This window comes from Tistlia consotensis USBA 355, from assembly GCF_900177295.1.
In the GTDB taxonomy this organism is placed as follows: domain Bacteria; phylum Pseudomonadota; class Alphaproteobacteria; order Kiloniellales; family DSM-21159; genus Tistlia; species Tistlia consotensis.
Genome location: NZ_FWZX01000035.1, coordinates 19,102 through 45,481 on the forward strand (window position 1 = coordinate 19,102; position 26,380 = coordinate 45,481).

23 protein-coding genes and 1 tRNA gene are annotated in these 26,380 nt (G+C 71.1%); 16 read left to right on the forward strand and 8 right to left on the reverse strand.

Annotated elements, in window-relative coordinates; all coding sequences use genetic code 11:
* Nucleotides 1–394 precede the first annotated feature (394 nt).
* The 6 genes from B9O00_RS27480 (at nucleotide 395) to B9O00_RS27505 (ending at nucleotide 6,338) form a co-directional block, all read left to right on the forward strand.
* Nucleotides 395–1,624, forward strand: a complete 1,230-nt coding sequence (locus B9O00_RS27480; protein WP_085125928.1) for a branched-chain amino acid ABC transporter substrate-binding protein — start codon at nucleotides 395–397, stop codon at nucleotides 1,622–1,624.
* A 102-nt stretch (nucleotides 1,625–1,726) separates the two neighbouring features.
* The gene (locus B9O00_RS27485; protein WP_085125929.1) at nucleotides 1,727–2,668 is read left to right on the forward strand and encodes a branched-chain amino acid ABC transporter permease; all 942 of its coding nucleotides are present in this window, start codon (nucleotides 1,727–1,729) and stop codon (nucleotides 2,666–2,668) included.
* A 38-nt stretch (nucleotides 2,669–2,706) separates the two neighbouring features.
* Nucleotides 2,707–4,011, forward strand: coding sequence for a branched-chain amino acid ABC transporter permease (locus B9O00_RS27490; protein WP_085125930.1), 1,305 nt, complete (start codon nucleotides 2,707–2,709; stop codon nucleotides 4,009–4,011).
* Nucleotides 4,008–4,817, forward strand: coding sequence for an ABC transporter ATP-binding protein (locus B9O00_RS27495; RefSeq protein ID WP_085125969.1), 810 nt, complete (start codon nucleotides 4,008–4,010; stop codon nucleotides 4,815–4,817). Before B9O00_RS27490 ends, B9O00_RS27495 begins: the two co-directional genes overlap by 4 nt.
* A complete protein-coding gene (locus B9O00_RS27500; protein WP_085125931.1) occupies nucleotides 4,814–5,524 on the forward strand; it encodes an ABC transporter ATP-binding protein in 711 nt (236 codons plus the stop codon). Before B9O00_RS27495 ends, B9O00_RS27500 begins: the two co-directional genes overlap by 4 nt.
* A 25-nt stretch (nucleotides 5,525–5,549) precedes the next feature.
* A complete protein-coding gene (locus B9O00_RS27505) occupies nucleotides 5,550–6,338 on the forward strand; it encodes an SDR family oxidoreductase (RefSeq protein ID WP_085125932.1) in 789 nt (262 codons plus the stop codon).
* 55 nt (nucleotides 6,339–6,393) lie between these two features.
* Here the strand turns inward: B9O00_RS27505 and B9O00_RS27510 are convergent, their stop codons facing one another.
* From B9O00_RS27510 to B9O00_RS27520, 3 genes are all read right to left on the reverse strand, one after another.
* The gene (locus B9O00_RS27510) at nucleotides 6,394–7,125 is read right to left on the reverse strand and encodes a GntR family transcriptional regulator (protein ID WP_085125933.1); all 732 of its coding nucleotides are present in this window, start codon (nucleotides 7,123–7,125) and stop codon (nucleotides 6,394–6,396) included.
* Nucleotides 7,126–7,355: 230 nt separating this feature from the next.
* Nucleotides 7,356–7,697, reverse strand: a complete 342-nt coding sequence (locus B9O00_RS27515) for a hypothetical protein (RefSeq protein ID WP_085125934.1) — start codon at nucleotides 7,695–7,697, stop codon at nucleotides 7,356–7,358.
* Between the two features lie 26 nt (nucleotides 7,698–7,723).
* Nucleotides 7,724–7,812: transfer RNA gene (locus tag B9O00_RS27520), tRNA-Leu, on the reverse strand.
* Nucleotides 7,813–7,934: 122 nt separating this feature from the next.
* Here B9O00_RS27520 and B9O00_RS27525 point away from each other — a divergent pair.
* Complete coding sequence (locus B9O00_RS27525; protein ID WP_085125935.1) at nucleotides 7,935–8,876, forward strand: aminotransferase class IV; 942 nt, start codon at nucleotides 7,935–7,937, stop codon at nucleotides 8,874–8,876.
* A gap of 164 nt (nucleotides 8,877–9,040) precedes the next feature.
* On the opposite strand, the gene B9O00_RS27530 is transcribed toward B9O00_RS27525, so the two are convergent.
* From B9O00_RS27530 to B9O00_RS27545, 4 genes are read right to left on the reverse strand one after another with little or no spacing between them, the layout of a single operon-like run.
* On the reverse strand, nucleotides 9,041–10,264 hold the full coding sequence (locus B9O00_RS27530; RefSeq protein WP_085125936.1) for an ankyrin repeat domain-containing protein: 1,224 nt from the start codon (nucleotides 10,262–10,264) through the stop codon (nucleotides 9,041–9,043).
* 4 nt (nucleotides 10,265–10,268) lie between these two features.
* Nucleotides 10,269–13,046: a formate dehydrogenase subunit alpha gene (gene fdhF / locus B9O00_RS27535; RefSeq protein ID WP_085125937.1), complete on the reverse strand. Its 2,778-nt coding sequence runs from the start codon at nucleotides 13,044–13,046 to the stop codon at nucleotides 10,269–10,271.
* 59 nt (nucleotides 13,047–13,105) lie between these two features.
* Entirely contained in the window at nucleotides 13,106–14,833 is a 1,728-nt protein-coding gene (locus B9O00_RS27540; RefSeq protein WP_085125938.1) for an NADH-ubiquinone oxidoreductase-F iron-sulfur binding region domain-containing protein, read from the reverse strand.
* Between the two features lie 46 nt (nucleotides 14,834–14,879).
* Nucleotides 14,880–15,095 (reverse strand): DUF3553 domain-containing protein, encoded by a 216-nt coding sequence (locus B9O00_RS27545; protein WP_085125939.1) that lies wholly within the window; start codon nucleotides 15,093–15,095, stop codon nucleotides 14,880–14,882.
* Between the two features lie 134 nt (nucleotides 15,096–15,229).
* Here B9O00_RS27545 and B9O00_RS27550 point away from each other — a divergent pair, with 134 nt between their 5' ends.
* The 6 genes from B9O00_RS27550 to B9O00_RS27575 all read left to right on the forward strand — a co-directional run bounded on the left by B9O00_RS27550 (nucleotide 15,230) and on the right by B9O00_RS27575 (nucleotide 20,746).
* A complete protein-coding gene (locus tag B9O00_RS27550; RefSeq protein ID WP_085125940.1) occupies nucleotides 15,230–15,871 on the forward strand; it encodes a histidine phosphotransferase family protein in 642 nt (213 codons plus the stop codon).
* Nucleotides 15,872–15,998: 127 nt separating this feature from the next.
* Entirely contained in the window at nucleotides 15,999–17,030 is a 1,032-nt protein-coding gene (locus tag B9O00_RS27555) for a Fe(3+) ABC transporter substrate-binding protein (RefSeq protein ID WP_085125941.1), read from the forward strand.
* Between the two features lie 251 nt (nucleotides 17,031–17,281).
* Nucleotides 17,282–17,704, forward strand: coding sequence for a DUF2946 family protein (locus tag B9O00_RS27560; protein ID WP_085125942.1), 423 nt, complete (start codon nucleotides 17,282–17,284; stop codon nucleotides 17,702–17,704).
* Between the two features lie 68 nt (nucleotides 17,705–17,772).
* Nucleotides 17,773–18,915, forward strand: a complete 1,143-nt coding sequence (locus B9O00_RS27565) for an ABC transporter substrate-binding protein (RefSeq protein ID WP_085125943.1) — start codon at nucleotides 17,773–17,775, stop codon at nucleotides 18,913–18,915.
* Nucleotides 18,912–19,970 (forward strand): FecCD family ABC transporter permease, encoded by a 1,059-nt coding sequence (locus B9O00_RS27570; RefSeq protein WP_085125944.1) that lies wholly within the window; start codon nucleotides 18,912–18,914, stop codon nucleotides 19,968–19,970. Before B9O00_RS27565 ends, B9O00_RS27570 begins: the two co-directional genes overlap by 4 nt.
* Complete coding sequence (locus B9O00_RS27575; protein ID WP_143596367.1) at nucleotides 19,967–20,746, forward strand: ABC transporter ATP-binding protein; 780 nt, start codon at nucleotides 19,967–19,969, stop codon at nucleotides 20,744–20,746. The genes B9O00_RS27570 and B9O00_RS27575 overlap by 4 nt, the downstream gene beginning before the upstream one ends.
* Nucleotides 20,747–20,818: 72 nt before the next feature.
* On the opposite strand, the gene B9O00_RS27580 is transcribed toward B9O00_RS27575, so the two are convergent.
* Nucleotides 20,819–22,555 (reverse strand): ABC transporter permease, encoded by a 1,737-nt coding sequence (locus tag B9O00_RS27580; protein ID WP_085125946.1) that lies wholly within the window; start codon nucleotides 22,553–22,555, stop codon nucleotides 20,819–20,821.
* Between the two features lie 273 nt (nucleotides 22,556–22,828).
* On the opposite strand from B9O00_RS27580, the gene B9O00_RS27585 reads away from it, so the two are divergent.
* From B9O00_RS27585 to B9O00_RS27595, 3 genes are read left to right on the forward strand one after another with little or no spacing between them, the layout of a single operon-like run.
* Nucleotides 22,829–25,498 (forward strand): hybrid sensor histidine kinase/response regulator, encoded by a 2,670-nt coding sequence (locus B9O00_RS27585; protein ID WP_085125947.1) that lies wholly within the window; start codon nucleotides 22,829–22,831, stop codon nucleotides 25,496–25,498.
* Nucleotides 25,495–25,977 (forward strand): chemotaxis protein CheW, encoded by a 483-nt coding sequence (locus tag B9O00_RS27590; RefSeq protein ID WP_085125948.1) that lies wholly within the window; start codon nucleotides 25,495–25,497, stop codon nucleotides 25,975–25,977. Before B9O00_RS27585 ends, B9O00_RS27590 begins: the two co-directional genes overlap by 4 nt.
* A 31-nt stretch (nucleotides 25,978–26,008) precedes the next feature.
* Entirely contained in the window at nucleotides 26,009–26,374 is a 366-nt protein-coding gene (locus tag B9O00_RS27595) for a response regulator (protein WP_085125970.1), read from the forward strand.
* Nucleotides 26,375–26,380: the final 6 nt, after the last annotated feature.

A 26,380-nucleotide genomic window follows, 5' to 3' on the forward strand; every position in this document is an offset into this window, starting at 1 on the left:
GAGGGAAGAAGCAGCGCCGCTACGACTGCCTCCCGGCCAACGGCTCCCCGACCTTCCATGTATTCGTCCCTGACGCGAGCGACGGGAAGAAGAGGCCGGCGGCCGAACCCGAAGTAACCGGTGGCGGGGACTGCCTCCTGCCGGGGTCTCCGGAACCGTTGCCGAGGTGGACGCCGCCCCGGAGGCCTTTGGGGGAAGGCTGGGGGCGCGGCGGCGAGGGCGGGGGGCCGTGTCCTGGCGCGGGCGTCCGGACCCGGGGGCGCGGGACGCAGGGGCCCGGACGATCGAACGCGCTGCCGCCCTTCCCATGAAGCGAAGCCGACGCCAGGCCGTCGCCGCACCCGCGGCGGCGGTTCAACAAGAATAAAATCAATATCTTGGGAGGAATGATGCCATGAAGAGTCTTGCCGCAGTCGCAATCCTGTCCGTGGGCGCCGCCCTGGCGGTGCCGGCCCACGCCGATCCCCTGAAGATCGGGATCATCGAAAGCCTCTCGGGGGCCCAGACCTCGACCGGCCGTCTCTTCGCCGCGGGCGTCCAGTACGGCGTCAAGGACATCAACGCCAAGGGCGGCTTCAACGGCGAGCCGGTCGAGGTCGTCGAGTACGACAACGCCGGCGGCTCGACCGGCGCCGCGGACAAGTTCAAGCAGGCGGTCGCCGACGGCGTGAACATCGTCGTGCAGGGCGCCTCCTCGGCGATCGCCGGGCAGATCACCGAGGACGTGCGCAAGCACAACCTGCGCAATCCCGGCAAGGAGATCATCTTCATCAACGTCGGCGCCGAGGCGATGGCGCTGACCGGCGAGAAGTGCCACTTCTACCACTTCCGCTACACCACGACCGCGCCGATGCGGGTCAACGCCCTGGTCAAGGCCATGAAGGCGGCAGGCGACCTCGGCACCCGGGTCTACTCGCTGAACCAGAACTACTCCTGGGGCCAGGACATGCAGGCGGCGATCGAGGCCGCGGCGCCGATGGGCGGCTACAAGGTCGTCGGCGAGGTCCTGCACGACGTCAACAAGATCCAGGACTTCTCGCCCTTCGTCGCCAAGATCAAGGAGGCGAACCCGGACACCGTGATCACCGGCAACTGGTCGAACGACCTGCTGCTGCTGATGAAGGCGACCGGCGACGCCGGCCTCAAGGTCCGTTTCGGCACCGCCTTCCTCGACCAGCCGGGCAACATCGCCAACGCCGGCGAGACGGCCCTCGGCCACTACATCGCCAACAACTACGACAACGCCGCCGGCGACGCCGCCTTCGCGGAAGACTACAAGAAGGTGATGGGCCACTACCCGCTGTTCGTCGAGCCCCAGACCGTGTTCGCGATGAAGTCGCTGCAGCTGGCCCTGGCCAAGCTCGACTTCCACGGCGGCGCGATCGACACCACCAAGATCGCCCTGGCGCTCGAGGACACGACCTACGACAGCCCGGTCGGCCCGATCTCGGTGCGCAAGGCCGACCACCAGACGATCCGCCCGGTCGTCGTCTCCAAGGTCGTCAAGGATCCGAAGTATCCGGCCGACGGCACCGACCTCGGCTTCGCGCCGGTCTCGGTCGTGCCCGGTGCCGAGGCGATCTATCCGGTCCAGTCGTCCTGCGAGATGAAGCGCCCGAGCTGACGCCGGACGGGGAACAGGTCCCGCCGGGTCCGCCGCCGCGCGGATCCGGCGGGATCGAGCCCCTTCGTCCCTGCACCGGCCCCTGCTTCCGGAGGGCGAGCGTTGGAATTCGCCATCATTTCCGCCTTGAACGGCGTGATCTACGGCCTGCTGCTGTTCATGGTCTCGGCGGGCCTGACCCTGATCTTCGGCATGATGGGCGTGCTGAACTTCGCCCACGCCTCCTTCTACATGCTGGGCGCCTACGTCGCCTACACGCTGTCCTCGCTGGTCGGCTTCTGGGCCGGCCTGCTGGTCGCCCCGCTGGTCGTCGGCCTCGTCGGCCTGCTGGTCGAGCGCTATCTGCTGCGCCGGATCCACGCCTTCGGCCACGCCCACGAGCTGCTGCTGACCTTCGGGCTGGCGCTGATCTTCGAGGAGCTGGTGAAGCTCTTCTACGGCGACTTCCCGGTGAACTACCAGATGCCGGACAACCTGCGCTTCGCCGCCTTCACGGTCTTCGGCACGGACTATCCCTTCTACCGCCTGTTCATCGGCGGGGTCGCGCTGGCCATGTTCCTGGTCCTCTACCTGCTGCTGTCGCGGACCCGGATCGGCATCGTGGTGCGCGCCGCGGAGCGCCTGCCGAGCATGGCCGAGGCGCTGGGCCACAACATTCCCCTGGTCTTCATGAGCGTGTTCGGCGCCGGTGCCGCGCTCGCCGGCCTGGGCGGCGCGGTCGCCGGCGCCTTCTTCCCGACCAATCCCAACATGGCCCTGGAGCTCGGCGTGATCGTCTTCGTGGTGGTCGTGGTCGGCGGCCTGGGCTCGCTCAAGGGCTCCCTGGTCGCCTCCCTGCTGATCGGCCTCTTCTCCTCCTTCGCGGTCGGCATCGACTGGTCCCTGGCCAGCCTCTTCGACCTGGTCGGCCTCGGCCCCTGGGCGCGCTCGCTGGGCGGGCTGATGACCATGACGGTCTCCTCGATCAGCGGCACCATCCCCTTCGTGCTGATGCTGGTCGTCCTGCTGGTGCGCCCGGCCGGCCTGATGGGCGAGCGCAGTTGAGGAGCCGCCCGCCCGTGAGCCCGCCCGTGAGCCCGTCCGTGAGAACGCCGCTCCTCCTCGCCCTCGTCCTGGCCCTGCTGATCGGCCTGCCGCCCTTTCTCGACCTCGGCCTGCAGAACGCCCTGGTCAACGTGCTGATCGCCGGCCTCTTCGCGCTCGCCTTCAACCTGCTGGTCGGCCAGGCCGGCCTGCTGTCCTTCGGCCATGCCGCCTACTTCGGGATCGGCGCCTTCGCGACGCTGCACCTGATGCGCGCGGTCGAGGACGGCCTCGCCTTCCCGACGCCGCTGCTGCCGCTCGCCGGCGCGGCGGCCGGCCTCGCGGTCGGCGCCGTCGCCGGCTTCTTCGCGACCCTGCGCTCGGGCGTCTACTTCGCCCTGGTGACCCTGGCGATCGCCGAGCTGTTCCATTCCCTGGCGCCGCACTGGGAGGGGCTGTTCGGCGGCGAGGCCGGCCTGTCGTCGATGCGCATGCCCTGGGGCGGCCTGATCTTCGGCTCGACCCTGGAGGTCTACTACCTGGCGCTCGGCTGGGTGACGCTGTCGGTCTGGCTGCTCTGGGCCTATACCCGGACCCCCTTCGGGCGCCTGACCCTGGCCCTGCGCGACAACGAGCAGCGGGTCCGCTTCCTGGGCTACGACGCCCATGCCACCAAGGTGATCGTCTTCGCGATCTCCGCGATGTTCTCCGGCGTCGCCGGGGCGCTGCAGGCGATCTCCAACGAGACCGCCAACTATTCGCTCTTCTCCGCCCACGTCTCGGCCGGGGTCGTCCTCAACACCTTCGTCGGCGGCTCGACGGTCTTCTTCGGGCCGGCGCTCGGCGCCGCGGCCTTCACGCTCTTCGACCACCTGGTCTCCGACCTGACCCGCTCCTGGCAGCTCTATCAGGGCCTGATCTTCGTGCTGGTGATGCTGTTCGCGCCGGGCGGCATCGGCGGCATCGTCCAGCACCATCTGCGCCACCGCCGCCAGCTCGACTGGTCCCGGCTCGCCGGCCCCTATGCGCTGGCCGGCCTGGGCGGGGCGCTGGTCGCGGCCGGGATGGTGTTCATGATCGAAAGCCTGAGCGTGCTGTTCGGCGAGGGCTACGCGGTGCTGCGCCGCGACGCCGGCGGCGGCCATCCGCCCTTCGAGGCCTTCGGGGCGCAGTGGGACCCGGCCGGTCCGCTGACCTGGGGCCTGCCGCTGGCGCTGTTCCTGGCCGGGCTGTTCCTGATCGCGCGGGCCCGGCGCGACATCGCCGCGCTGTGGGAGTCCGTCCGCTCGGCCCCCGCCGGCCGGCCGGCCGGCCGGGGTCCGGAGGCCTCGGCGCGCTCCGCCCCGTCGGGCTCGCCGTCATGAGCGCGTCGCCTCCCGCCCTCGAGCTCGTCGGCGTCGCCAAGTCCTTCGGTGCGATCCCGGTCGTCCGCGGCGTCGATCTGCAGATCCCGGCCGGCGAGCGCCACGCGGTGATCGGGCCGAACGGCGCCGGCAAGTCGACCCTGTTCAACCTGGTCTCCGGCCTGTTCCCGCTCTCGGGCGGCGACATCCGGCTGCGCGGGCGCAGCATCGCCGGCCTGCCGCCGCACCGGATCAACCGCAGCGGCCTCGCGCGCTCCTTCCAGATCACCAACATCTTCCACCGGCTCAGCGTGTTCGAGAACCTGCGGATCGGCGTGATGGCGCGCCACGGCCTGCGCTTCGGCCTGTTCCGGCCGGTCGCCCGGATGCGCCAAGTCAACGAGGAGGCCCGCGCGATCCTCGCCCTGGTCCGCCTCGAGGCGCGGGCCGAGGACTTGGCCGGCGACCTGACCTATTCGGAGCAGCGCGCCCTGGAGATCGGCATGACGCTGACCACCGGCGCCGACGTCATCCTGCTCGACGAGCCGACCGCCGGCATGTCGCGCGAGGAGACCGACCGCGCCGTCGAGCTGATCCGCGAGGTCACCGCGGGCAAGACCCTGCTGATGGTCGAGCACGACATGAGCGTCGTCTTCAGCCTCTGCGACCGGGTCTCGGTGCTGGTCTACGGCGAGATCCTGGCGACCGACACGCCCGAGCGCATCAGCGCCAACCGCGCGGTCCAGGAGGCCTATCTCGGCGAGGAGCCGGACGAGAGTTCGGGCCGGGATTTCGGCCAGGATTCGGGCGGGGAGGCGGCGCCATGAGCCTGCTCGAGGTCCGGGGCCTGCATGCGCACTACGGCAAGAGCCACATCCTGCACGGCGTCGACCTGGCGATCCCCGAGGCGGCCGTCGTCTCGCTGCTCGGGCGCAACGGCTCGGGCCGCTCGACGACGCTCAAGGCGATCATGGGGCTGGTGCCGCCCTCGGCCGGCTCGGTGCGCCTCGCCGGGCGCGATCTCACCGGCCGGCGGCCCTTCGTCATCTGCCGCCAGGGCATCGGCTTCGTGCCCGAGGAGCGGCTGGTCTTCGCCAACCTGACCGTCGAGGAGAACCTGGCGATGGGGGTGCAGACGCCGACACCCGGCGCGCCCGCCTGGAGCGTCGCCGAGATGTACGACTACTTCCCGCGCCTCAGGGAGCGCCGCCTGATCCGGGCCGGCCATCTCTCCGGCGGCGAGCAGCAGATGCTGACGATCTGCCGCTCGCTGCTCGGCAACCCGCGCGTCCTGCTGATCGACGAGCCGACCGAGGGCCTGGCGCCCAGGATCGTCGAGGTCGTGATGGAGGTGATCCTCGACATCGGCCGCCGCGGCGTCGCCGTGGTGCTGGTCGAGCAGAAGCTGACCATCGCGCTCAAGGTCGCCGCCCAGGTCCTGGTCATGGGCCACGGCGAGATCGTCTTCCGCGGCACGCCCGACGAGCTGGCCGGCGATCCCGAGGTCCGCCGCAACTGGCTCGAGGTGGCATGACGTGACCGTCAGAGAAAGGCAGTCGATGAAGCTGTTCGAACGGATGCGGCCGCGCGCCGGCCTGCGGGTGCTGGTCACCGCCGGCGCCGCCGGCATCGGCGCGGTGATCGCCGAGGCCTTCCTGGAGGCCGGTGCCCGGGTCCTGGTCTGCGACCTCGACGCCGAGGCGCTCGGGCAATTCGCCGCGCGCCATCCCGAGGCGGCGACGACCCTGGCCGACGTCGCCGACCCGGCCGCGGTCGAGCGCCTCTTCGCCGAGGTCGCGGCGCGCCTGGGCGGCCTCGACGTGCTGGTCAACAATGCCGGGATCTCCGGCCCGACCGGGCCGATCGACCAGCTGCCGGTCGAGGAGATCCGGCGCACGCTCGACGTCGACCTGCTGGGGCAGTTCCTCGTGGTCCGGCTGGCGGCCCCGCTGCTGCGCGCCGGCGGCGAGGGCGCGATCGTCAACCTCTCCTCGGTCGCCGGCCGGCTCGGCTACGGCCTGCGCACGCCCTACGCCGCCGCCAAGTGGGGCGTCATCGGCCTGACCGCCAGCCTGGCCAAGGAGCTCGGCCCCGAGGGCATCCGCGTCAACGCGATCCTGCCGGGCGTCGTGCGCGGCGCGCGCATCGAGCGGGTCATCCGCGACCGCGCGGCGGCCGCCGGCCTGTCCTACGAGGAAATGGAGGCGCAGTACCTGAAGCTGGTCTCGCTGCGCCGCATGGTCGAGCCGGAGGACGTCGCGGCGATGGCGCTGTTCCTCTGCTCGCCGGCCGGCGCCAGCATCTCCGGCCAGGCGCTCAGCGTCTGCGGCAACGTCGAGACCCTGTAGGCCGGATCGCGATCCGGCCTGACGAATTGCTCGCCCGATGTCCTAGGCTTCCGCCTCAGCCGACCTCGGCGGGCTGGCGGGCAGCCGGCGCCTCCACCGGCTCGGCCTCGCGGGACGCCGCATAGTAGCGGCGGATCGCGTAGTGCGCGGCGCGGATGTCGAGGGCGATCGCCCGCCGCGCCGCGACCCGGTCCTTCTGCACGATCGCCTCGATCGCCTCCTCGTGGATCTGGACGCCGATGTCGAAGACCCGGCCGAAGAGGTCTCTGTCGTGCCGCGAGGCGGCCAGGATCGGGCCGGTCCTCAGCCAGAGGTTCGAGATGATGTCCAGGAGCTGCGGGTAGCGGGCGGCCCGGTAGAGCTCGAAGTGGAAGGCCTGGTTGGCGGCGAGGGCGGCCTCCAGGTCCCTCCCCTGCGTCGCCTCCAGCATCGTCGCGTTGTGCTGTTTCAGCTTGTCGATCAGCAGCGGGTCCTTCGACAGGCAGGCCTTCTCGGTCGCGAAGCCCTCCACCTGCATGCGGATCCGGATGTATTCCTCGTGGACGCTGGCGACGTAGGGGGCGACCCGCAGCAGGCGGTCGGAGGACTGCTCCAGCCCCTTCTCCGCGACCAGCCGCTTGACCGCCTCGCGCACCGGCATCGGGCTGGTGCCCAGCGCCTTGGCGAGGCCGCGGATCGAGACCTGCTCGCCCGGCAGGAAGCGGCCCTTCAGCAGGGCCAGCCTCAGGCTCTGGTAGACCCGTTCCTGGACCGTCGTGACGTCAACGGGGGAGAGTTCGCTGCGCATGCGCGGTTTCCATCGTGGCCAACTTTATCGTCCTGACTGCTGCGCACGCCGTTCCGCCGGTCAGGGAGCGCGGTCGAGACCGGGATCGTGCGGCCCGCCGCGCGCTTCCTCGAGGCAGCGGCAGCCTGCGGATCCGCTTCATTACAGTATAGGGCAAGCGGCGAGAGGCCCCAGAGCTTTCCGGCCTCGCGCAGGCACGGCACCCGCCCCGGAACGCCGCCGGCCCGGCCCTAGTCGCTGGCGCAGGAGAACGGCAGGAAGCTGCCGGTCGCGCCCGCGTTGGCCATCGCGAGCGTCAGCACGTCGGCGACCTGCAGCTCGAGCCGGGAGCGGGGACAGACCGCGACCCGCTTCCGGCAGCCCTGCGCGATGAAGGCGTCGTTGCTCGAGACGAAGCCGGCGCCGAGATCGTCCGGGCCGAGGGACTCGCGGACATGGGCCCAGGCGTCGGCGTAGAGACGGCACTTCCGCGCCAGCCAGTCGAGGCCCGCGTCGCTCGCCGCCCGCGGCGCCGCCCCCGGCAGCGTGGCGCAGAGCAGCGCCGCCGTGGTGGCGATGATCGCTCGCTTCAAGGAAGGCTGCTCCCTCGTCGTCTGGGTGGTGGCCGCGGCCGGACTCGAACCGGCACTCGCGCTACCGCGAAGCAGATTTTAAGTCTGCTGTGTCTACCGATTTCACCACGCGGCCTCCGGCCGCTCCTTGTGCACCAGCCGCCGAGGCGGGTGCAAGCCGCGTCGGCCGGGCCCCGACGCCTTCCGGGCCGTCGCCGCCTCGGCTAGGCTGGCGCCTCACCCCAGGGAGTGCCCGCCATGCCCGACAGCCTCGAGAGCCAGCAGCCGCAGGACGACACGGTCTTCCCGCCGGGCGTCGCCTTCATCGACGGGCGCTACACGACGATGGACCAAGCCAAGATCCCGGTGCTCGACTGGGGCTTCCTCCGGTCCGACGCGACCTACGACGTGGTGCACGTCTGGCAGGGCCGCTTCTTCCGGCTCGACGTCCATGTCGAGCGCTTCCTGGCCTCGGTCGCGGCGCTGCGCATGACCCTGCCGGTCGGGCGGGACGAGCTGGAGCGCATCCTGCACAGCCTCGTCGCCAAGGCGGGATTGCAGGACGCCTACGTCGAGATGGTCTGCACCCGCGGCCACTCGCCGAGCTTCAGCCGCGACCCGCGCCAGGCACGCAACCGCTTCCTCGCCTTCGCCATCCCCTTCGGCTGGATCGCGACCGAGGAGCAGCGCGCCCGCGGCCTCGACGTCCACGTCGCGCCGATCCCGCGCATCGCGCCGGAATCGGTCGACCCCACGGTCAAGAATTACCACTGGCTCGACCTGGTGATGGGCCTCTATTCGGCCTACGACGCGGGGCGCGAGAACGTCGTGCTGACCGACGGCGCCGGCAACGTCACCGAGGGCCCGGGCTTCAACCTCTTCGCGGTCAGGGACGGCAAGGCGACGACCCCGGGGCGCGGCGTGCTGCAGGGCGTCACCCGGCGCACCGCGCTGGAGCTGCTGGCCGAGCTCGGCATCCCGGCCGAGGCGGCGCCGCTCTCGGTCGAGGCCCTGAAGGGCGCCGACGAGGTCTTCCTGACCTCGACCGCCGGCGGGCCGATGCCGATCACCCGGCTCGACGGCCGGCCGGTCGGCGACGGCCGGCCGGGCCCGGTGACGGCGAAGCTGACGGCGCTCTACTGGGACAAGCACCGGGACCCGGCCTGGACCACGGACGTGGACTACGCGCTGGCGGGATAGGGGCGGGCACTGCTTGCTCTTCTGTCCGCCTTCTTCGTCACCCTCGCGAAGGCGAGGGTCCAGAGAAAGGCGCCCGTAGCGCGGGCCGACGGCGGTTCGCGCCTACGGCTTCGTCTTCTGGATCCTCGCTTTCGCGAGGATGACGGCAGAGAACATGCGCCCCGCTACTTCTTCGCCCCTGCCGCCCTGAGCCGGGCGACGATGTCGTCGGCGCCGATCATCTCGGCGGCCTGGATCGCGGTCCAGCCGTCCCTGGCGACGCGGCTCGGGTCGGCGCCGGCGCCGAGCAGCAGCTCGACGCCCTGGGCGAAGCCGACGTTGGCGGCGTACATCAGCGCCGTGTTGCCCCTGTCGTCGGCGCTGTCGGCGGGCGCGCCGGCCTTGAGCAGCAGGGCGAGCAGCGCGGCCTCGCCGCCGCGCGCGGCGACGATCACGGGCGTGCGGCCCTCGGGGCCCGGCGCCTTGGGATCGGCGCCGAGCGCGAGCAGGCGCTCGACCATCGGCCGGTCGGCGTTGCGCAGGGCGGTGGTCAGCGGGGTCAGGCCGCGCTCGTCGCGGACCTCGAGGTCGGCGCCGGCCTTGGCGAGCAGTTCCAGGACGTCGAGGTGGCCCTGGCTCGCGGCACGCAGCAGGGCCGTCTCGCCGCTCTTCGTGCGCGCCTCCAGCACGGCGCCGTTCGACAGCAGCAGGCCGGTGGCGTCGGCGGAGCCGTGGTCGGCGGCGGCGATCAGCGGCGTCACGCCGTCCGTCGCCGCCAGGGTCGGGTCGGCGCCGGCGACCAGCAGCTCGGAGAGCACCGCGACGGGATCGGCCGAGAAGGCACCGTCGATCATCGGCGTGTTGCCGTCGGAGAGGTCGCGGACGTCGACCTGTGCACCGGCGCGGATCAGCCGGGCGACGATCACCGCCTTGCCGCGCCGCGCGGCGAGCAGCAGCGGCGTGTTGCCGTGGTCGGACTCGCGCGCCTCCAGCGGCGCCTTGGCGGCGATCAGCAGGTCGGCGACCGCCAGCCAGCCCTGGTAGGCGGCGTAGTGCAGGCCGGTCCAGCCGTCGTCACTGGTCGCCTCGTCCGGCCTCGCGCCGTGCCTCAGCAGCCGGGCGACGACCTTCGGGCTGTTCGACTCGGCGGCGAACAGCAGGGCGGTACGGCCGTGCGGATCGCGGATCGCGATCGAGGCGCCGCGGTCGAGCGCGAACTCGGCCATCTCGGGATCGTCGACCTGGGCCGCCCGGAACAGCATCAGGTCGGCGGCCGAGGGTTCGGCGGCGGCAATCTCGCCGCGGGCCTCGGCCCGGGCGCCGTCCACGGTCGCCAGGACGAGCAGCAGCAGGCCGAACAGGCGGCAGGCGACGGGCAGCGACCCGAAAGGCGCCGCGACCCGCCGCATCGCGCTACTCGGCGGCGACCTGCTGCTCGGCCGGCTCCAGCCGGGCGGCGCAGAACTTGAACTCGGGGATCTTGCCGTAGGGGTCGAGCTGCGGGTTGGTCAGCACGTTGGCCGCCGCCTCGGCGAAGCAGAAGGGGATGAAGATCATCCCGTCCGGCACGTCGCGGTCGCCGCGCAGGACCAGCTCGATCGAGCCGCGCCGCGTCGTGACGCGCACCTGCTGGCCGGCCCGGTAGCCCTTGCGCTCGATCTCGCGCGGGTTCATCGCGACGACCGCGCCCGGCTCCAGGTCGTCGAGCACGCCGGCGCGGCGGGTCATCGCGCCGGTGTGCCAGTGCTCGAGCAGCCGGCCGGTGGTCAGCACCAGCGGGAAGGACTCGTCGGGCAGCTCGTCGGGCGGCAGCACGTCGGCCGGCACGATGCGGCCGCGGCCGTCGGCGGTCGGGAAGCCGCTGGCGAAGATGATCTCGTTGCCGGGCCGGTCGGGCGCGTCGCAGGGATAGGTGACGGCGTCCTCGCGCTCCAGCCGCTGCCAGGTGATGTTGGCGAGCGAGGGCATGACCCGGGTCATCTCGGCGAAGACCTCGTGCGGGCCGGCGTAGTCCCAGCCGAGGCCCAGGCGCCTGGCCAGCTCCTGGATCAGCCACCAGTCCTGGCGCGCCTCGCCGGGCAGCGGCACGGCCGGCCGGCCGATCTGCACCTGGCGGTTGGTGTTGGTGTAGCTGCCGGACTTCTCGGCGTGCGCCGAGGCCGGCAGCACGACGTCGGCGTGCCAGGCGGTCTCGGTCAGGAAGATGTCCTGGACGACCAGGTGCTCCAGGTGCGCCAGCGCCTTGCGGGCGTGGATCTGGTCCGGGTCCGACATCGCCGGGTTCTCGCCCATGACGTACATCGCCTTGATCTCGTCCTCGAGGATCGCGTCGACGATCTCGACCACGGTCAGGCCCTTCTTGGGGTCGAGCTGGGTGCCCCAGAAGTCCTCGAAGTGCGCGCGCACGCCCTCCTTCTCGACGGACTGGTAGTCGGGATAGACCATCGGGATCAGGCCGGCGTCGGAAGCGCCCTGCACGTTGTTCTGGCCGCGCAGCGGGTGCAGGCCGGTGCCCGGCCGGCCGACCTGGCCGGTCGAGAGGGCGAGGGCGATCAGGCAACGCGCGTTGTCGGTGCCGTGGACGTGCTGGCTGACGCCCATGCCCCAGAAGATGATCGAGCGCTGCGAGCGGGCGTAGAGCCGGGCGACGGTGCGGATCTCCTCGGCGGCGATGCCGCAGACCTCGGCCATCTTCTCCGGCGGGAAGTCCCTGACCTTCGCCTTCAGCTCCTCGAAGCCCGAGACGTGGGCCTGGATGTACTGCTCGTCGTAGAGCTTCTCCTCGACGATGACATGCAAGAAGGCGTTGAGCAGCGCGACGTCGGTGCCCGGCTTGAACTGCAGCATGTGGGTCGCGTAGCGCGACAGGCCCTGGCGCCGCGGGTCCATGACCACCAGCTTGGCGCCGCGCCGGGCGGCCTGCTTGATGAAGGTCGCGGCGACCGGGTGGTTCTGCGCCGGCCGGGCGCCGATCACGACGATGCACTCGGCCTCGCCGGCGGCGGTGAAGGGCGCGGTCACCGCGCCCGAGCCGATGCCCTCCATCAGGGCCGCGACCGAGGAGGCGTGGCAGAGCCTCGTGCAGTGGTCGACGTTGTTGGTGCGGAAGGCCGTGCGGATCAGCTTCTGGAAGAGGTAGGCCTCCTCGTTGGTGCCCTTCGCCGAGCCGAAGCCGGCCAGGCCCTTCGGCCCCTCGCGCTCGTAGACCTTCTTCAGGCCGGCGGCGGCGCGGTCCACCGCCTCGTCCCAGCTCGCCTCGCGGAAGTGGGTCCAGGGATTGGCCGGATCGACCTCGTCGTCGCCGCGCTTCGGCGCGTCGTCGCGCCGGACCAGCGGCCTGGTCAGGCGGTGCGGGTGGTAGATGTAGTCCCAGCCGAAGCGGCCCTTGACGCAGAGCCGGTTCCGGTTGGCCGGGCCGTCGCGGCCGTCGATCTGGACGATCCTGTCGTCCTTGACGTGGACCCTGGTCTGGCAGCCGACGCCGCAGTAGGGGCAGAGGCTGTCGACCGTGCGGTCGGCCCAGACGGTCCGGCTGCCGGCTTCGTCGAGCAGGCTCTTCTCCATCAGGGCGCCGGTCGGGCAGGCCTGGACGCACTCGCCGCAGGCGACGCAGGTCGAGTCGCCCATCGGGTCGTCGAAGTCGAAGACGACCTTGGCGCCGTGGCCGCGGTAGGCCATGCCGATGACGTCGTTGACCTGGACCTCGCGGCAGGCCCGGACGCAGAGGTTGCAGTGGATGCAGGCGTCCAGGTTGACCGCCATCGCCGGATGGCTGACGTCGGCCGTCGGCGTCTCGCGGCGCGGGAAGCGGCTTTCGGCGACCCCGACCTCGTCGGCCCAGGTCCAGAACTTGCTGTCCGGGTCGTGGGCGGTGCGGCGCTCCGGCTGGTCGGCGACCAGCAGCTCGAAGACCAGCTCGCGCGCCTTGCTGGCCCGCTCGCTCGCCGTGTTGACGGTCATGCCCGGCTTCGGCGTGCGGATGCAGGAGGCGGCGAGCACGCGCTCGCCCTCGATCTCGACCATGCAGGCGCGGCAGTTGCCGTCGGCGCGGTAGCCCGGCTCGGGGCTGTAGCAGAGATGCGGGATCTCGACGCCGCGGCGCTGCGCGACCTGCCAGATCGTCTCGCCGTGGTGCGCCTCGACCGTCTCGCCGTTGAGGGTGAAGCTGAAGCTGTGGTTCGTCTCGGTCATCGCCGGGCCCCTCGCCTCGGTTCTTGATATGGGGTCGCCGCTCTTTGTCGGCGACCCGGTCATTTGTCGCTGGCGACCTCGTCGGGGAAGAAGCGCAGCGCGGTCAGGATCGGGTTCGGCGCCGCCTGGCCGAGGCCGCAGATCGAGGCGTCGGCCATGACCCGGCTCAGCTCCTCGAGCAGAGGCCGGTCCCAGCGCCCGGACGACAGCAGCTGCACGGCCTTCTCAGTGCCGTTGCGGCAGGGCGTGCACTGGCCGCAGGACTCGTCCTCGAAGAAGCGCATCAGGTTGAGCGTCGCGGCGCGGATGTCGTCGGCCTGGGACAGCACGATGACGGCGGCCGAGCCGATCAGGGCGCCGTGCTTCTCCAGCAGGCCGAAGTCGAGCGGATGGTCGGCCATGGAGGCCGGCAGGATGCCGCCCGAGGCGCCGCCCGGCAGGTAGCCCTTGAGCGTGTGGCCCTCGGCCATGCCGCCGCAGAACTCGTCGATCAGCTCGCGCACCGTGATGCCGGCGGGCGCCAGCTTGACCCCCGGCTCCCTGACCCGGCCGGAGACCGAGAAGGAGCGGAAGCCTTTGGAGCCGTGGCGGCCCTGGCCGGAGAACCAGGCGGGCCCGCGCTCGACGATGTCGCGCACCCAGAACAGCGTCTCGACGTTGTGGTTCAGGGTCGGCCGGCCGAACAGGCCGACCGAGGCGATGTAGGGCGGCTTGTGGCGCGGATAGCCGCGCTTGCCCTCCAGCGATTCCAGCATCGCCGACTCCTCGCCGCAGATGTAGGCGCCGGCGCCGCGGCGGAGCTCGATCGGGCAGTGCGCCGTCAGGCCCGCCCCGGCGACCAGCGCCAGCTCCCGGGTCAGCAGCGTGCGGATCGCCGGGTACTCGTCGCGCAGGTAGATCCAGGCGCGCTCGCAGCCGACCGCCCAGGCGGCGATCAGCAGGCCCTCGAGGAAGCGGTGCGGGTCGCGCTCCAGGTAGTGGCGGTCCTTGAAGGTGCCGGGCTCGCCCTCGTCGGCGTTGACCGTGAGGTAGCGCGGGCCCGCCTCCTCGCGCACGATCGCCCACTTGCGGCCGGCCGGGAAGCCGGCGCCGCCGAGGCCGCGCAGGCCGGAATCGGAGAGCAGGCCGATGACGTGCTCCGGGCTGTGCTCGCCAGCGAGGCAGGCCTCGAGCAGGGCGTAGCCGCCCTCGGCGCGGTAGGCCTCGAGGCCGCGGTAGTCAGGCTCGACCGCGTGGGTCCGGCCGGTCGCGACGGCTTCCTGCACCGCCGCGGGCGTCGCGTGGTCGACGTGGCCGTGACCGACCTCGCAGCTCGGCGCCAGATCGCAGCGCCCCATGCAGGGCGCGCGCACGACCCGCACCTCCGGTCCGAGCAGGCCGGGCAGGGCCTCGAGCAGCGCCTTGGCGCCGAGCATCTCGCAGGTCAGCGAATCGCAGACCCGGACGGTCAGCGCCGGCGGCGGCGTCTCGCCGTCGTCGACGATGTCGAAGTGGGCGTAGAACGAGGCGGTCTCGTAGACCGCGGCCATCGGCAGGCGCATCTCCTCGGCCAACGCCGCCAGATGGCGCGCCGAGAGATGGCCGTAGCGGTCCTGGATGCGGTGCAGATGCTCGATCAGCAGGTCGCGCCGGCGCGGCGCGTCGCCGAGCAGGGCGGCGATCTCGTCGTGCGCCTGCGGCTCGACGTGGCGGCCCTTCGGGCCGAGCGGTGCCTTGCGGCGGCCGCTGCCGGGATGGATCTTGCGTCGGCCGTTCTGGCCCGGCGCGCTGCCGGCTCCCTCGGGCATGGCGTTCCTCGTCGGATCGGAGATTATCATTGTCGGTCGGGTCCGGTCATTCCGGCTCTGCCGGCACCAGCTCGACGACCGAGACGTCGATCAGCAGCTTGCCGGCATGCTCGAAGTTGACCGTCACGCGCGTACCGATCGCCGACTGGACCTGGCCCAGGCCCCAGTCCGGCTGGTCGGGATGACGAACCAGCATGCCCGGGGCCCAGTCGGCGTTCCTTGCCGATCCGCCCCCGGAGTCGCCTTGACCGTCATCTGCCATCGCGCAACGAACGTGCGTTCTTGCCCACCTTGTTTGCGCGGCTAGTCTATAAGGGCCAAGCTGGGCGGGAAGGATCGCGGAACGACGGTTTGGCGCGGCACAACGACATCCTGAGCCAGGAACGGCACCCCGGTATGACCCATTCCCCCGACGATCTTCGCCTCGCCGAGCTGCTGGCCTCGCGCCTCTGCCACGACCTGGTCGGCCCGATCAGCGCGATCAGCAACGGCATGGAACTGCTCGAGGAGGGCATGAGCGACCTCGACGAGGAGGCCCGGCGCCTGGTCGGCGACAGCGCGGGGCAGGCCGCCGGCGCGCTGCAGTTCTTCCGCATCGCCTTCGGCTTCGGTGCCAGCCCGACCGACGAGCCCGGCCAGCTGCGCGGCCTGCTCGAGACCTTCCTGGCCCACCGCAAGGCGACGATCGGCTGGCCCGAGCGGCTGCCGGCCGAGCGGCTGCCGGCCGGCTGGGGCAAGCTGCTGCTCAACATGGCGGCGCTGGCCGCGGAAGCGCTGCCCCTCGGCGGCCGCATCGAAGTGGTGGCGACGGTGGTGGACGGCCACGGACAGTTGCGCTGCCTGTCGGTGGGACCCGACGCCGGGCTGCGACCCGAGGTCGCGGCGGCGCTCGACGCCGGCGCGACGGTAGAGGCGCAGACGCCGCGCAGCGTCCTGGGCTTCTATGCCGCCCGCGTCGCGGCCCGCCTGGGCGCTGCGCTGGCCGCCGAGCGCGAGGCCGCCGACCGCTTCGCCCTGACCGCCGTTCTGCCGGCCTGATCGCGGGACGGCGCCGCTCCGTCAGCCGGCGGAAGAGGCTTGACGGATGAGAATGATTATCAGTATCAGAGGGGCATCGCGGCGACGCGGCCGGGCCCCGGACCGCGGAACCACAGGGAGGATTTTCGTGAAACGTCTCAGTCGACCTCTCCTTGCGGCGGTGACGCTCGGCCTGCTGGTGCTGCCCGGCACGGCCGCCCAGGCCCAGGACAAGGTGCTGAACATCTACTCGGCCCGCCACTACCAGACCGACGAGCGGCTCTACGGCGACTTCACCGAGCAGACCGGCATCCAGATCAACCGCATCGAGGGCAAGGACGACGCGCTGATCGAGCGGCTGCGCTCGGAGGGCGTCAACAGCCCGGCGGACATCCTGATCACGGTCGACGCCGGCCGGCTGTGGCGCGCCGAGCAGGCCGGCCTGTTCCAGCCCGTCGAGTCCGAGGTGCTGAAGCAGCGGCTGCCCGACAGTCTGCGCCAGCCCGAGGGCAAGTGGTTCGGCTTCTCGATGCGTGCGCGGGTGATCTTCGTGAACCCCGAGCTGGTGCCCGATCCGCCGACGACCTACGAGGCGCTCGCCGACCCCAGGTACAAGGGGCTGGTCTGCATGCGCTCCTCCTCGGCGATCTACAACCTGTCGCTGCTCGCCTCGATGATCGAGCACGACGGCAAGGACAAGGCGCTGGCCTGGGCCGAGGGCGTGGTCGCCAACTTCGCGCGCCCGCCGCAGGGCGGCGACATCACCCAGATCGAGGCGGTCGCCGACGGCGAGTGCGGCATCACGATCGCCAACACCTACTACTACGTCCGCCTGCTGCGCTCCGACGATCCCGCGATCAGCGGCGCGGCCCGCAAGGTGAAGCTGGTCTGGCCGAACCAGGAAGGCCGCGGCGTCCACGTCAACGTCTCGGGCGCCGGCGTCGTCGTCAACGCGCCGCACCGTGCCAACGCGATCCGGTTCCTGGAGTACCTGGCCGGCGATTCGGCCCAGAAGTACTTCGCGAACGGCAACAACGAGTATCCCGTGGTCAAGGGGATCTCGGCCAATCCCGAGCTGGAGGCCCTGGGCGATCCGAAGATCGACCCGGTCAACGTCTCGGTGTACGGCGAGAACCAGCCTCTCGCTCAGATGTTGTACGACCAGGCAGGCTGGAAGTAGCTGGTCGTATCGGTACTCCCTTTCCGAGAAGCGATCCTCGGCCCCGCCGGCAACGGCGGGGCCTTTTTTCGGGCGGACGGTGGCGCGCGCGGAGGGCGCCGGCGCGACGGGGGCGCGGGGGCGCCGGCCGTTCCGCGCCGAGCGGGCTCTTGCGGCCGCGGGGCGGTCGAAGCCCGGGAGCAAGAGAACGAGACTGCGCCGGCCCCGCCATCCTGCTCGACAAGCGCACCGGCAGAACCGATGATCGCCGCATGACGGGGAAGAGGCTGGACAGGGGCGGCCACGGGGCCGGCTGCGCGGTGGCGTGGCTGGTGCTCGCCGTCTTTGCGCTACGGGCCACCGTGCCCCTGGGCTACATGCCCGATCTCTCGGCCCTCGGCGAAGGCCATTTCCAGATTGTCGTCTGCACCGGGGCCGGTATCCAGACTCTCGAGGTCGACGAGAACGGCCAGCCGATAGAGGCCGACCATCCGGGCAGGCCCGCCAAGTCGGCCGCCGACTGCCCCTTCGCGACGGCGATCACCAAGGCCCTGGCACTGCCGGACTCGCTGCCGCTGCCGGCCGACCTCGGCCAGCGCGCCGAAGCCTTCTTCCCGCAGCCTGCGCCGGCACTGCTGCCGCCGGCCCAGGGCCCGCCGCTCGGCTCCCGCGCGCCTCCCGCCCACCTCGGCTGATCGTTTGCGAAGCGGCCCGCGCCTCTGGCGCGGGCCGCCCTTTCCGCTCGCCTGAACCGAGGTTCACCATGTCACGTCTGCACGTCCTGCGGCGCCTGTCGCGCTGCGCCTTCGCCGCTCTCGCCGGCGTTTCCGCCGTTCTCTCGGCGTTGCCCGCCCACGCGGAGATCCAGGTCACCGACGTCCTGGGACGCCAGGTCACGCTCGCCCAGCCTGCCGAGCGCGTCGCGCTCGGCTTCTATTTCGAGGACTACATCGCCATCACCGGCCCTTCGGCGATCGACCGCCTGGCCGCGGTCTCGCTGAACTACTGGAAGGGCTATCGGCCCCTGCAGTACGAGGCCTACCTGCGCAGGTTCCCGCAGCTCGCCGGGCTCGCCGATTTCGGCGACGCCGACAGCGGCACGCTGTCGGCCGAGAAGATCATCGCGACCAAACCGGACGTCGCGATCCTCTCGGCGGGGCAGTTCGACTATCTGGGGGCCGCCGCCAGCGCGATCGAGGCGGCCGGCATTCCCCTGGTCGTGGTCGACTACAACGCGCAGACCGTCGCCCGCCATGTCGCCAGCACGCTGGTGATCGGTCGGGTCATGGGCACGGAAGACCGCGCCAGGGAGCTCGCCGAGAACTACGAGGCGATGATGGCCGACACCGAGCGGCGGGTCGCGAGCGCGGCACCGGCGACGAAGCCGGTCGTCTACGTCGAGCTCGGCCAGAAGGGACCGGCCGAGACCGGCAACTCCTACGGCAAGGGCATGTGGGCCGGCGTCATCGACAAGGCCGGCGGCCTCAACATAGCCGCCGGCAAGGTCGGCAACTGGGGGCCGCTCGCTCCCGAATACGTTCTCTCGTCCCGGCCCGACTTCGTCTTCCTGACGGGCTCGGAATGGCAGAGCATGCCGAACGCGCTGCTGATGGGCTTCGACATCGACCGCGGGACGACGCTGGAGCGGCTCGCCGCCTATCTTTCACGACCCGGCTGGAAGGATCTGCCGGCGATCGAGGGCGGCCACCTCTACGCCGTCTATCACGGCGGCGTCCGCAGCCTCGTCGACTACGTCTACCTGCGCTACATCGCGAAGGCGCTCCATCCGACGGCCTTCGAGGACGTCGACCCGCGAGCCGAGCTCGTCTCCTACTATCGGCGGTTCCTTCCAATCGAGCCGAAGGGGACCTTCATGCTGCGCCTCCCGGACGGGGCGGCGCAGTGAACGAGGCCCTGCCGGCCTCGCAGCTGTGCGAGGCCTACGGCCGGCGCGCGCGGCAACGTGCCGCCGCGCTGGCCGGCCTGCTGGCCGCCCTGCTCGCCTTGCTGCTCGCGGACGTCCTGGCCGGCCCCTCCTCCATGGCGCCGGCCGCGGTCGTGAGCGCCCTGCTGGCCGGCCCCGACGGCGCCGGCAGGGCGGCCGCGGCGATCGTCTGGGCGATCCGGCTTCCCGCGGCGCTGACCGGCGGCCTCGTCGGCGTCGCGCTGGGCATGGCCGGCCAGCAGATGCAGACGATTCTCGACAACCCGCTCGCCAGCCCCTTCACGCTCGGATTTTCCGCCGCCGCCGGCTTCGGGGCCGCGCTGGCCATCATGTTCGGCGCCGCGCTTCCGCTCGCCGGATGGCTGCTGGTGCCGGCAAGCGCCTTCGGGGCGACCCTGGTCGCCTGCCTGCTCGTCTACGCGATCGCCCGGCTGCGCGGCGCGACGGCCGAGATCCTGGTTCTCGGCGGCATCGCCGTCCTCTTCCTGTTCCAGGCGCTGCAGTCGCTTCTGCAGTATCTCGCCTCGCCGGAAGTCCTGCAGCAGATCGTGTTCTGGCTCTTCGGCTCGCTGCTGAAGGCGACCTGGACCAGCGCCGGGGTGATCGCGGCGACTCTCTGCCTCGCGGTGCCGCTCTTTCTCGCCGAGTCCTGGAAGCTGACGGCGCTCAGGCTCGGCGAGACCCATGCGCGCAGCCTGGGCGTCGACGTCGCCGCCCTGCGCCGGCGCACCTTCATCCTGGTGGCGCTGGTGACGGCGGCGGCGGTCGCCTTCGTCGGCACGATCGGCTTCGTCGGCCTCGTCGCACCCCATGCCGCGCGCGCGCTCGTCGGCGAGGACCAGCGGGCGGCGCTGCCGGCGGCGGGGATGATCGGCGGCGCGATGATCGCCGGCGCCTCGGTCCTTTCGAAGCTCGTCGGCGGCGGCGCGGTCGTTCCCGTGGGCATCGTCACCGCCGTGGTCGGCGTGCCGATCCTGTTCGCGATCCTGCTGTGCCGCGGCGGGGCGGCAGCATGAGCGTCGTTCTCCGGCTGGCGGGCTTCTCCGTCGCGCGCGCGGCGCACCGCATCGTCCGGGACCTCGACGCCCGGATCGAGGGGCCGGGGCTCGTGGCGGTCTGCGGACCGAACGGCGCGGGCAAGTCCACCTTGCTCGCCGCCCTTGCCGGCCACCTGCCGCATCGTGGATCGGCGCTGCTCGACGGCCGGGCGCCCGAGTCCGGCGATCTGGCCTACCTGCCTCAGGCGACCAGGGTCGGGGCCGGTCTGACGGTGCTCGAGACGGTCCTGCTCGGCCGCATCGACCATCTGCGCTGGACAGTGCGGCCCGGCGACATCCGGGCCGCGGTCGAGGCTCTGCAGGTCCTGCACCTGGCGCATCTGGCGGAACGGCGGCTCGACCGCCTGTCCGGCGGCCAGCAACAGCTCGTCTTCGTCGCGCAGCGCCTGGTGCGCAGGCCGCGGCTGCTGCTGCTCGACGAGCCGACGAGCGCGCTCGACCTCAACCGGCAGATGATCCTGCTCGAGGAGCTCCAGGCCTACCTCCTCGCGAGAAACGCCATCGCGGTCGTCGCCCTGCACGACCTCTCGCTGGCCGCGCGCTTTGCCGCGACCGTCCTGCTGATGAAGGCGGGCCGGCTGGTCTCCTGCGGGTCGCCGGCCGGCGTCCTCACGCGCGAGACGATCGAGGTCGTCTACGGCATCAGGGCCGAGCTGCTCACCGCGTCGAGCGGCCAGACCGTCGTCGTGCCGCTCGGTCCGATCCGGGGCACCGGGCGGGAGGCACCGGCCTGAGGGGCCCGAAGGCCGCAGACGACCTGCCGGAATGTCCGGGGCCGTTCGCCCGGTCGAGGCCTCGGCCGTGGCTCAGTCGGCCGCCTCGGCGTGGCCGGGCCGGGAGCGGGCGATGGCGCGGGACAGCAGGATGACCGGCAGCAGGCCGACGGCGACGATGGTCAGCGACGGCGTCGCCGCCTGGCTGAGCCGCTCGTCGCTGGCGAAGTTGTTGGCCTGGACCGCCAGGGTGTCGAAGTTGAAGGGCCGCATCAGCAGGGTCGCCGGCAGCTCCTTCATGACGTCGACGAAGACCGTCAGCGCGGCAGTCAGCAGGCTGCCGACCAGCAGCGGCGCGTGGATCTCGCGCAGCGTGCCGAAGGGGCCGCGGCCGAGGCAGCGCGCGGCGTCGTCCATCGAAGGGCGGATCTTGCTCAGGCCCGCCTCGACGTTGTTGAGCGCGACCGCCAGGAAGCGGACGAGGTAGGCGAAGACCAGGGCGAGGATGCCGCCGGTCAGCAGCAGGCCGGTCGAGAAGCCGAGGGTCTCGCGGGTCCAGGCGTCGAGCGTGCGGTCGAACCAGGCGAAGGGCAGCAGCACGCCGACCGCGATCACCGTGCCGGGCACGGCGTAGCCCAGGCCGGCGATGCGGTTGGCGAGGCGGCTGGTCGGGCCGGGACGCAGCCGCGCGCCGTAGCCGAGCCCCAGGGCCAGCACGACCGCCAGGACCGCGGCGATGCCGGCCAGGGTGACCGAGTTGCGGACCAGCTCGAAATAGTGGCTGCCGAAGGCCTGGTCGCCGTGCTCCAGCGCCAGCTTCAGCAGGATCCCGGTCGGCAGCAGGAAGCCGAGCAGCAGCGGCAGCAGGCAGGCCAGGAAGGCGCCGGCGCCGCGCCAGCCGGCCAGGCGGTAGGCCGGCAGCTGGCGGTAGCGGCCCGAGGTCTCGTGGAAGCGCCGCTCGCCGCGGCTCAGGCGCTCGAGCAGCAGGACCAGGGCGACGAAGCCGAGCAGCGCCGTCGCCAGCTGGGCCGAGGCGACCCGGTCGCCGAACGAGAACCAGGCGCGGTAGATGCCGGTGGTGAAGGTCTTCACGCCGAAGTACTGCACCGTGCCGAAGTCGGCCAGGGTCTCCATCAGCGCCAGGGTGGCGCCGCCGACCAGCGCCGGGCGGGCCATCGGCAGGGCGACCCGCCAGAAGCTGGCCCAGGCGCCGCAGCCGAGCGTGCGGCTGACCTCCAGCGCGCAGACCGACTGCTTCAGGAAGGCGGTGCGCGCCAGCAGGTAGACGTAGGGGTAGAGCACCAGCATCAGCATCGCCGCGGCGCCGCCGACCGAATGGACCTCGGGGAACCAGTAGTCGCGCGCGCGCCAGCCGAAGGTCTCGCGCAGCGCCGTCTGCACCGGCCCCGAGAAGTTGAGGAAGTCGGTATAGGCATAGGCCATGACGTAGCCCGGCACGGCGAGCGGCATGACCAGGGTCCACTCGAAGAAGCCGCGGCCCGGGAAGCGGCAGAGCGTGACCAGCCAGGCCGTGCCGGTGCCGATCGCGGCCACGCCGAGCCCGACGAGCAGCGCCAGTAGCGCGGTGTTCGTGACGTAGTCCCAGAGCACCGTCTCGATCAGGTGCCGCCAGAGCGGACTCGGCGGCACGAAGAGATGCGCGGCGATCACCGCGGCCGGCAGCACGAAGGGCAGGGCGATCGCCAGCACCAGCCAGGCGCCGGGGCCGCCCCTGCCGCCGGAGACGCGGCCGCCCGCCGCGCCCGACTCGAAGGCCAGCGGCTCGTAGGGCGGCTCGTTCAGGAAGGAGCTGGGCGCGTGGTCGGCCATGGCGGCGCGGCGACACCTGTCAGGAGAGAAGCAGGACGACCCGCAAGATGACGAGACTGAGAGGCGTTCGCAAGAACTGCAGGGCCGCGCCGTTAAACCCGCCGCCGCCGGCCGGCCGGAATCGGTGCCCGATGCGTTTCCTGCGACGTCAGTTGCGAGCGGCTCGCAAGTAACCGGCCATTAATTTCTTTTCGCCAAGGTCGTGCCGTTCTGACCGGTCGCCCGTCATGCGCGACCCGCCTACCGCACGGCCAGTCTGCGAGGATGATGGCGATGGATGAGTTGCTAAGCGAATTCCTGACCGAGACCAACGAGGGACTCGGTTTCCTGGACGTCGAGCTGGTCAAGCTCGAGCAGAATCCCAACGATCCGGAAATCCTCTCCAACATCTTCCGGCTGGTCCACACGATCAAGGGGACCTGCGGCTTCCTCGGCCTGCCCCGGCTCGAGTCGGTCGCCCACGCCGGCGAGAACGTGCTGGGCCGGGTGCGCGACGGCGAGCTGGTCGTCACGCCGGGCATCGTCACCACGGTGCTCGACTGCCTGGACCGGATCCGCGAGATCCTCGGCGTGCTCGAGGCCACCGAGGCCGAGCCCGAGGGCGACGACTCGGAGCTGATCGGCCGCCTGGACGCGATCTGCGAGCAGGTCGACTCCGGCGAGCTGGCGCCGGCCGACGAGCCGGCCGAGGTGGAGGTCGAGATCGAGGAGCCGGTCGCCGAGACCGTCGAGGACGACAAGGTCGTCGCGCTCGAGACCCCGGTCCACGAGACTGCGGCCGCCGAGCCCGCCAAGCCCACCAAGGCGGCCAAGGTCGAGCCGCCGGTCGCCGAGCCGGCCCACGCCGACGTGGCCGAGCATGCCGCTCCCGAGCATGCCGCCAAGGAGTCGGCGGTCGCCAACCAGTCGATCCGGGTCAACGTCGAGCTGCTCGAGAACCTGATGACCATGGTCTCGGAGCTGGTGCTGACCCGCAACCAGCTGCTGCAGATTCTGCGCCAGCAGAAGGAGACGGACTTCGCCGCTCCGCTGCAGCGCCTCAACCACGTCGTCTCCGAGCTGCAGGAAGGCGTCATGAAGACGCGCATGCAGCCGATCGGCAACGCCTGGGCCAAGCTGCCGCGCATCGTCCGCGACCTGTCGCTGGAGCTCGGCAAGAAGGTCGAGCTCGTGATGAACGGCGCCGACACCGAGCTCGACCGCCAGGTTCTGGAGCTGATCAAGGATCCGCTGACCCACATGGTCCGCAACTCGGCCGACCACGGCCTGGAGGATCCCGCCGAGCGCCGCCGCTCCGGCAAGAGCGACACCGGCACGATCACCCTCAACGCCTACCACGAGGGCGGCCACATCATCATCGAGATCGCCGACGACGGCCGCGGCCTCAACATCGACAAGATCAAGGCCAAGGCGCTGTCCAACGGCGTCACCAACGAGGCCGAGATGGCCGGCATGAGCGACCAGCAGATCATGCAGTTCATCTTCAAGGCGGGCTTCTCGACCGCCGAGAAGGTGACCTCGGTCTCCGGTCGCGGCGTCGGCATGGACGTCGTACGCACCAACATCGAGCGCATCGGCGGCACCATCGAGCTGAACTCGATCACCGGCCGCGGCAGCAAGTTCACCATCAAGATCCCGCTGACGCTGGCGATCGTCTCGGCGCTGATCGTCGAGTGCGCTGAGGAGCGCTTCGCGATCCCGCAGCTCTCGGTCATCGAGCTGGTGCGCGCCTCGTCGAAGTCGGAGCACCGCATCGAGCGGATCAAGGACACGCCGGTGCTGCGCCTGCGCAACCGCCTGCTGCCGCTGGTCAACCTGCGCGAGCTGCTCGGTCTCGACAACGGCTTCGAGGTCTCGGCCAACGACCGCCGCGACGGCTTCATCGTCGTCGCCCAGGTCGGCACCTACAACTTCGGCATCATCGTCGACCGCGTCTTCGACACCGAGGAAATCGTGGTCAAGCCGGTGGCGCCAATCCTGCGCGACATCGCGCTGTTCAGCGGCAACACCATCCTCGGCGACGGCTCGGTGGTCATGATCCTCGATCCCAACGGCATCGCCGCGGCGACCGGCGAGATCACGGTCAGCGACGACCGCCAGGTCCAGAAGGGCGCCCGCAGCCGCAAGGAGGGCGAGCAGGTTTCGCTGCTGGTCTTCCGCTCCGGCGACACGGCGCCCAAGGCGGTGCCGCTGGCCCTGGTCGCGCGCCTCGAGGAGGTCGACCTCGCGTCGGTCGAGAGCTCGAACGGCCAGCAGGTCGTGCAGTACCGCGGCCAGCTGATGCCGCTGGTCTCGATGGAGGAGGGCCGCAGGCTGGCCGCCGAAGGGCGCCAGCCGGTGCTGGTCTTCGCCGACCGCGACCGCCACGTCGGCCTGGCCGTCGACGAGATCGTCGACATCGTCCAGGACCGCCTGAAGATCGAGCTGACCGCGGAGCGGACCGGCTTCATCGGCTCGGCGGTGATCGCCGGCAAGGCGACCGACATCGTCGACACCGGCTTCTTCCTGACCAAGGCCTACAGCGACTGGTTCGGGGCCGAGGGCGAGCGGATGGGCGACGGCAACGGCAAGCGCATCCTGCTGGTCGACGACAGCCCCTTCTTCCGCAACCTGATGGCGCCGCTGCTGCAGGCCGCCGGCTACGAGGTCACGACGGTCTCCGACGGCAGCGAGGCGCTGGCGCTCTGCGAGGCCGGCGAGGAGTTCGACGCCATCGTCTCGGACATCGAGATGCCGGGCATCGACGGCTTCGAGCTGGCCCGCCAGCTGCGCGACAACCGCTGGTCCTCCGTGCCCCTGGTCGCCCTGACCAGCCACGCGAGCCCCAGCCACATGGCCCGCGGGCGCGAGGCCGGCTTCACCGACTACGTCGCGAAGTTCGACCGCAACGCCCTGCTGACTTCCCTCCATGACACCCTTTCGGACGTTCGAGGTGCCGCATGAGCCAGGATCGTCGTCAACCCAACACGGACCACGCGCACGAGGACGGCGCCGAGTACGTGACCTTCCGGATCGCCAAGCAGCTGTTCGGCATCCATGTCCTGAAGGTCCAGGACGTCCTCAACCACTGCAAGACCACGCGGATCCCGCTGGCGCCGCCGGAGATCGCCGGCTCGCTGAACCTGCGCGGCCGCATCGTCACCGCGATCGACGTCCGCCTGCGCCTCGGCCTGCCGATGCGCAACGCCGACGAGACCCCGATGTCGATCGTCGTCGAGAACGAGGGCGAGCTCTACAGCCTGATGGTCGACAGCGTCGGCGAGGTGCTGCCGCTGACCAACGGGTCCTGGGAGCGCAACCCGCCGACCCTCGACCCGCGGCTGCGCGAGTACTCCGAGGGCATCTACCGCCTCGACGGGGAGCTGCTGGTCGTGCTCGACGTCAATCGCCTGCTGGACTACGGCGGACTGAAGGCTGCCTGAGCAGAGACGGGCAGCGAGAAGGGTGGTCGAGATGAAGCGCTTTCTGATCGTGGACGATTCGAAGGTCGTGCGGATGGTGGCGCGCCGCATCCTCGAAGGTCTGAACTTCGAGACGGCCGAGGCAGAGAACGGCGAGCTGGCCCTCGAGGCCTGCCGCAGCCAGATGCCCGATGCCGTGCTGCTCGACTGGAACATGCCGGTCAAGTCCGGCATCGAGTTCCTGCGCGAGCTGCGCGGCTGGCCGAACGGCGCCGAGCCGAAGATCGTCTTCTGCACCACCGAGAACGACCTGGCGCACATCCAGGAAGCGATCGGTGCCGGCGCCGACGAGTACATCATGAAGCCCTTCGACAGCGAGATCCTGGAATCGAAGCTGACCCAGATCGGTCTCCTCTAAGAACCG

Bases quoted from the DNA above. Each gene is read 5' to 3' on its own strand.
- B9O00_RS27480 (WP_085125928.1), top strand. From the start codon at position 395: ATGAAGAGTCTTGCCGCAGTCGCAATCCTGTCCGTGGGCGCCGCCCTG.
- B9O00_RS27495 (WP_085125969.1), top strand. From the start codon at position 4,008: ATGAGCGCGTCGCCTCCCGCCCTCGAGCTCGTCGGCGTCGCCAAGTCC.
- B9O00_RS27500 (WP_085125931.1), top strand. From the start codon at position 4,814: ATGAGCCTGCTCGAGGTCCGGGGCCTGCATGCGCACTACGGCAAGAGC.
- B9O00_RS27505 (WP_085125932.1), top strand. From the start codon at position 5,550: ATGAAGCTGTTCGAACGGATGCGGCCGCGCGCCGGCCTGCGGGTGCTG.
- B9O00_RS27510 (WP_085125933.1), bottom strand. From the start codon at position 7,125: ATGCGCAGCGAACTCTCCCCCGTTGACGTCACGACGGTCCAGGAACGG.
- B9O00_RS27525 (WP_085125935.1), top strand. From the start codon at position 7,935: ATGCCCGACAGCCTCGAGAGCCAGCAGCCGCAGGACGACACGGTCTTC.
- B9O00_RS27530 (WP_085125936.1), bottom strand. From the start codon at position 10,264: ATGCGGCGGGTCGCGGCGCCTTTCGGGTCGCTGCCCGTCGCCTGCCGC.
- fdhF (WP_085125937.1), bottom strand. From the start codon at position 13,046: ATGACCGAGACGAACCACAGCTTCAGCTTCACCCTCAACGGCGAGACG.
- B9O00_RS27540 (WP_085125938.1), bottom strand. From the start codon at position 14,833: ATGCCCGAGGGAGCCGGCAGCGCGCCGGGCCAGAACGGCCGACGCAAG.
- B9O00_RS27545 (WP_085125939.1), bottom strand. From the start codon at position 15,095: ATGGCAGATGACGGTCAAGGCGACTCCGGGGGCGGATCGGCAAGGAAC.
- B9O00_RS27550 (WP_085125940.1), top strand. From the start codon at position 15,230: ATGACCCATTCCCCCGACGATCTTCGCCTCGCCGAGCTGCTGGCCTCG.
- B9O00_RS27560 (WP_085125942.1), top strand. From the start codon at position 17,282: ATGACGGGGAAGAGGCTGGACAGGGGCGGCCACGGGGCCGGCTGCGCG.
- B9O00_RS27565 (WP_085125943.1), top strand. From the start codon at position 17,773: ATGTCACGTCTGCACGTCCTGCGGCGCCTGTCGCGCTGCGCCTTCGCC.
- B9O00_RS27575 (WP_143596367.1), top strand. From the start codon at position 19,967: ATGAGCGTCGTTCTCCGGCTGGCGGGCTTCTCCGTCGCGCGCGCGGCG.
- B9O00_RS27580 (WP_085125946.1), bottom strand. From the start codon at position 22,555: ATGGCCGACCACGCGCCCAGCTCCTTCCTGAACGAGCCGCCCTACGAG.
- B9O00_RS27585 (WP_085125947.1), top strand. From the start codon at position 22,829: ATGGATGAGTTGCTAAGCGAATTCCTGACCGAGACCAACGAGGGACTC.
- B9O00_RS27590 (WP_085125948.1), top strand. From the start codon at position 25,495: ATGAGCCAGGATCGTCGTCAACCCAACACGGACCACGCGCACGAGGAC.
- B9O00_RS27595 (WP_085125970.1), top strand. From the start codon at position 26,009: ATGAAGCGCTTTCTGATCGTGGACGATTCGAAGGTCGTGCGGATGGTG.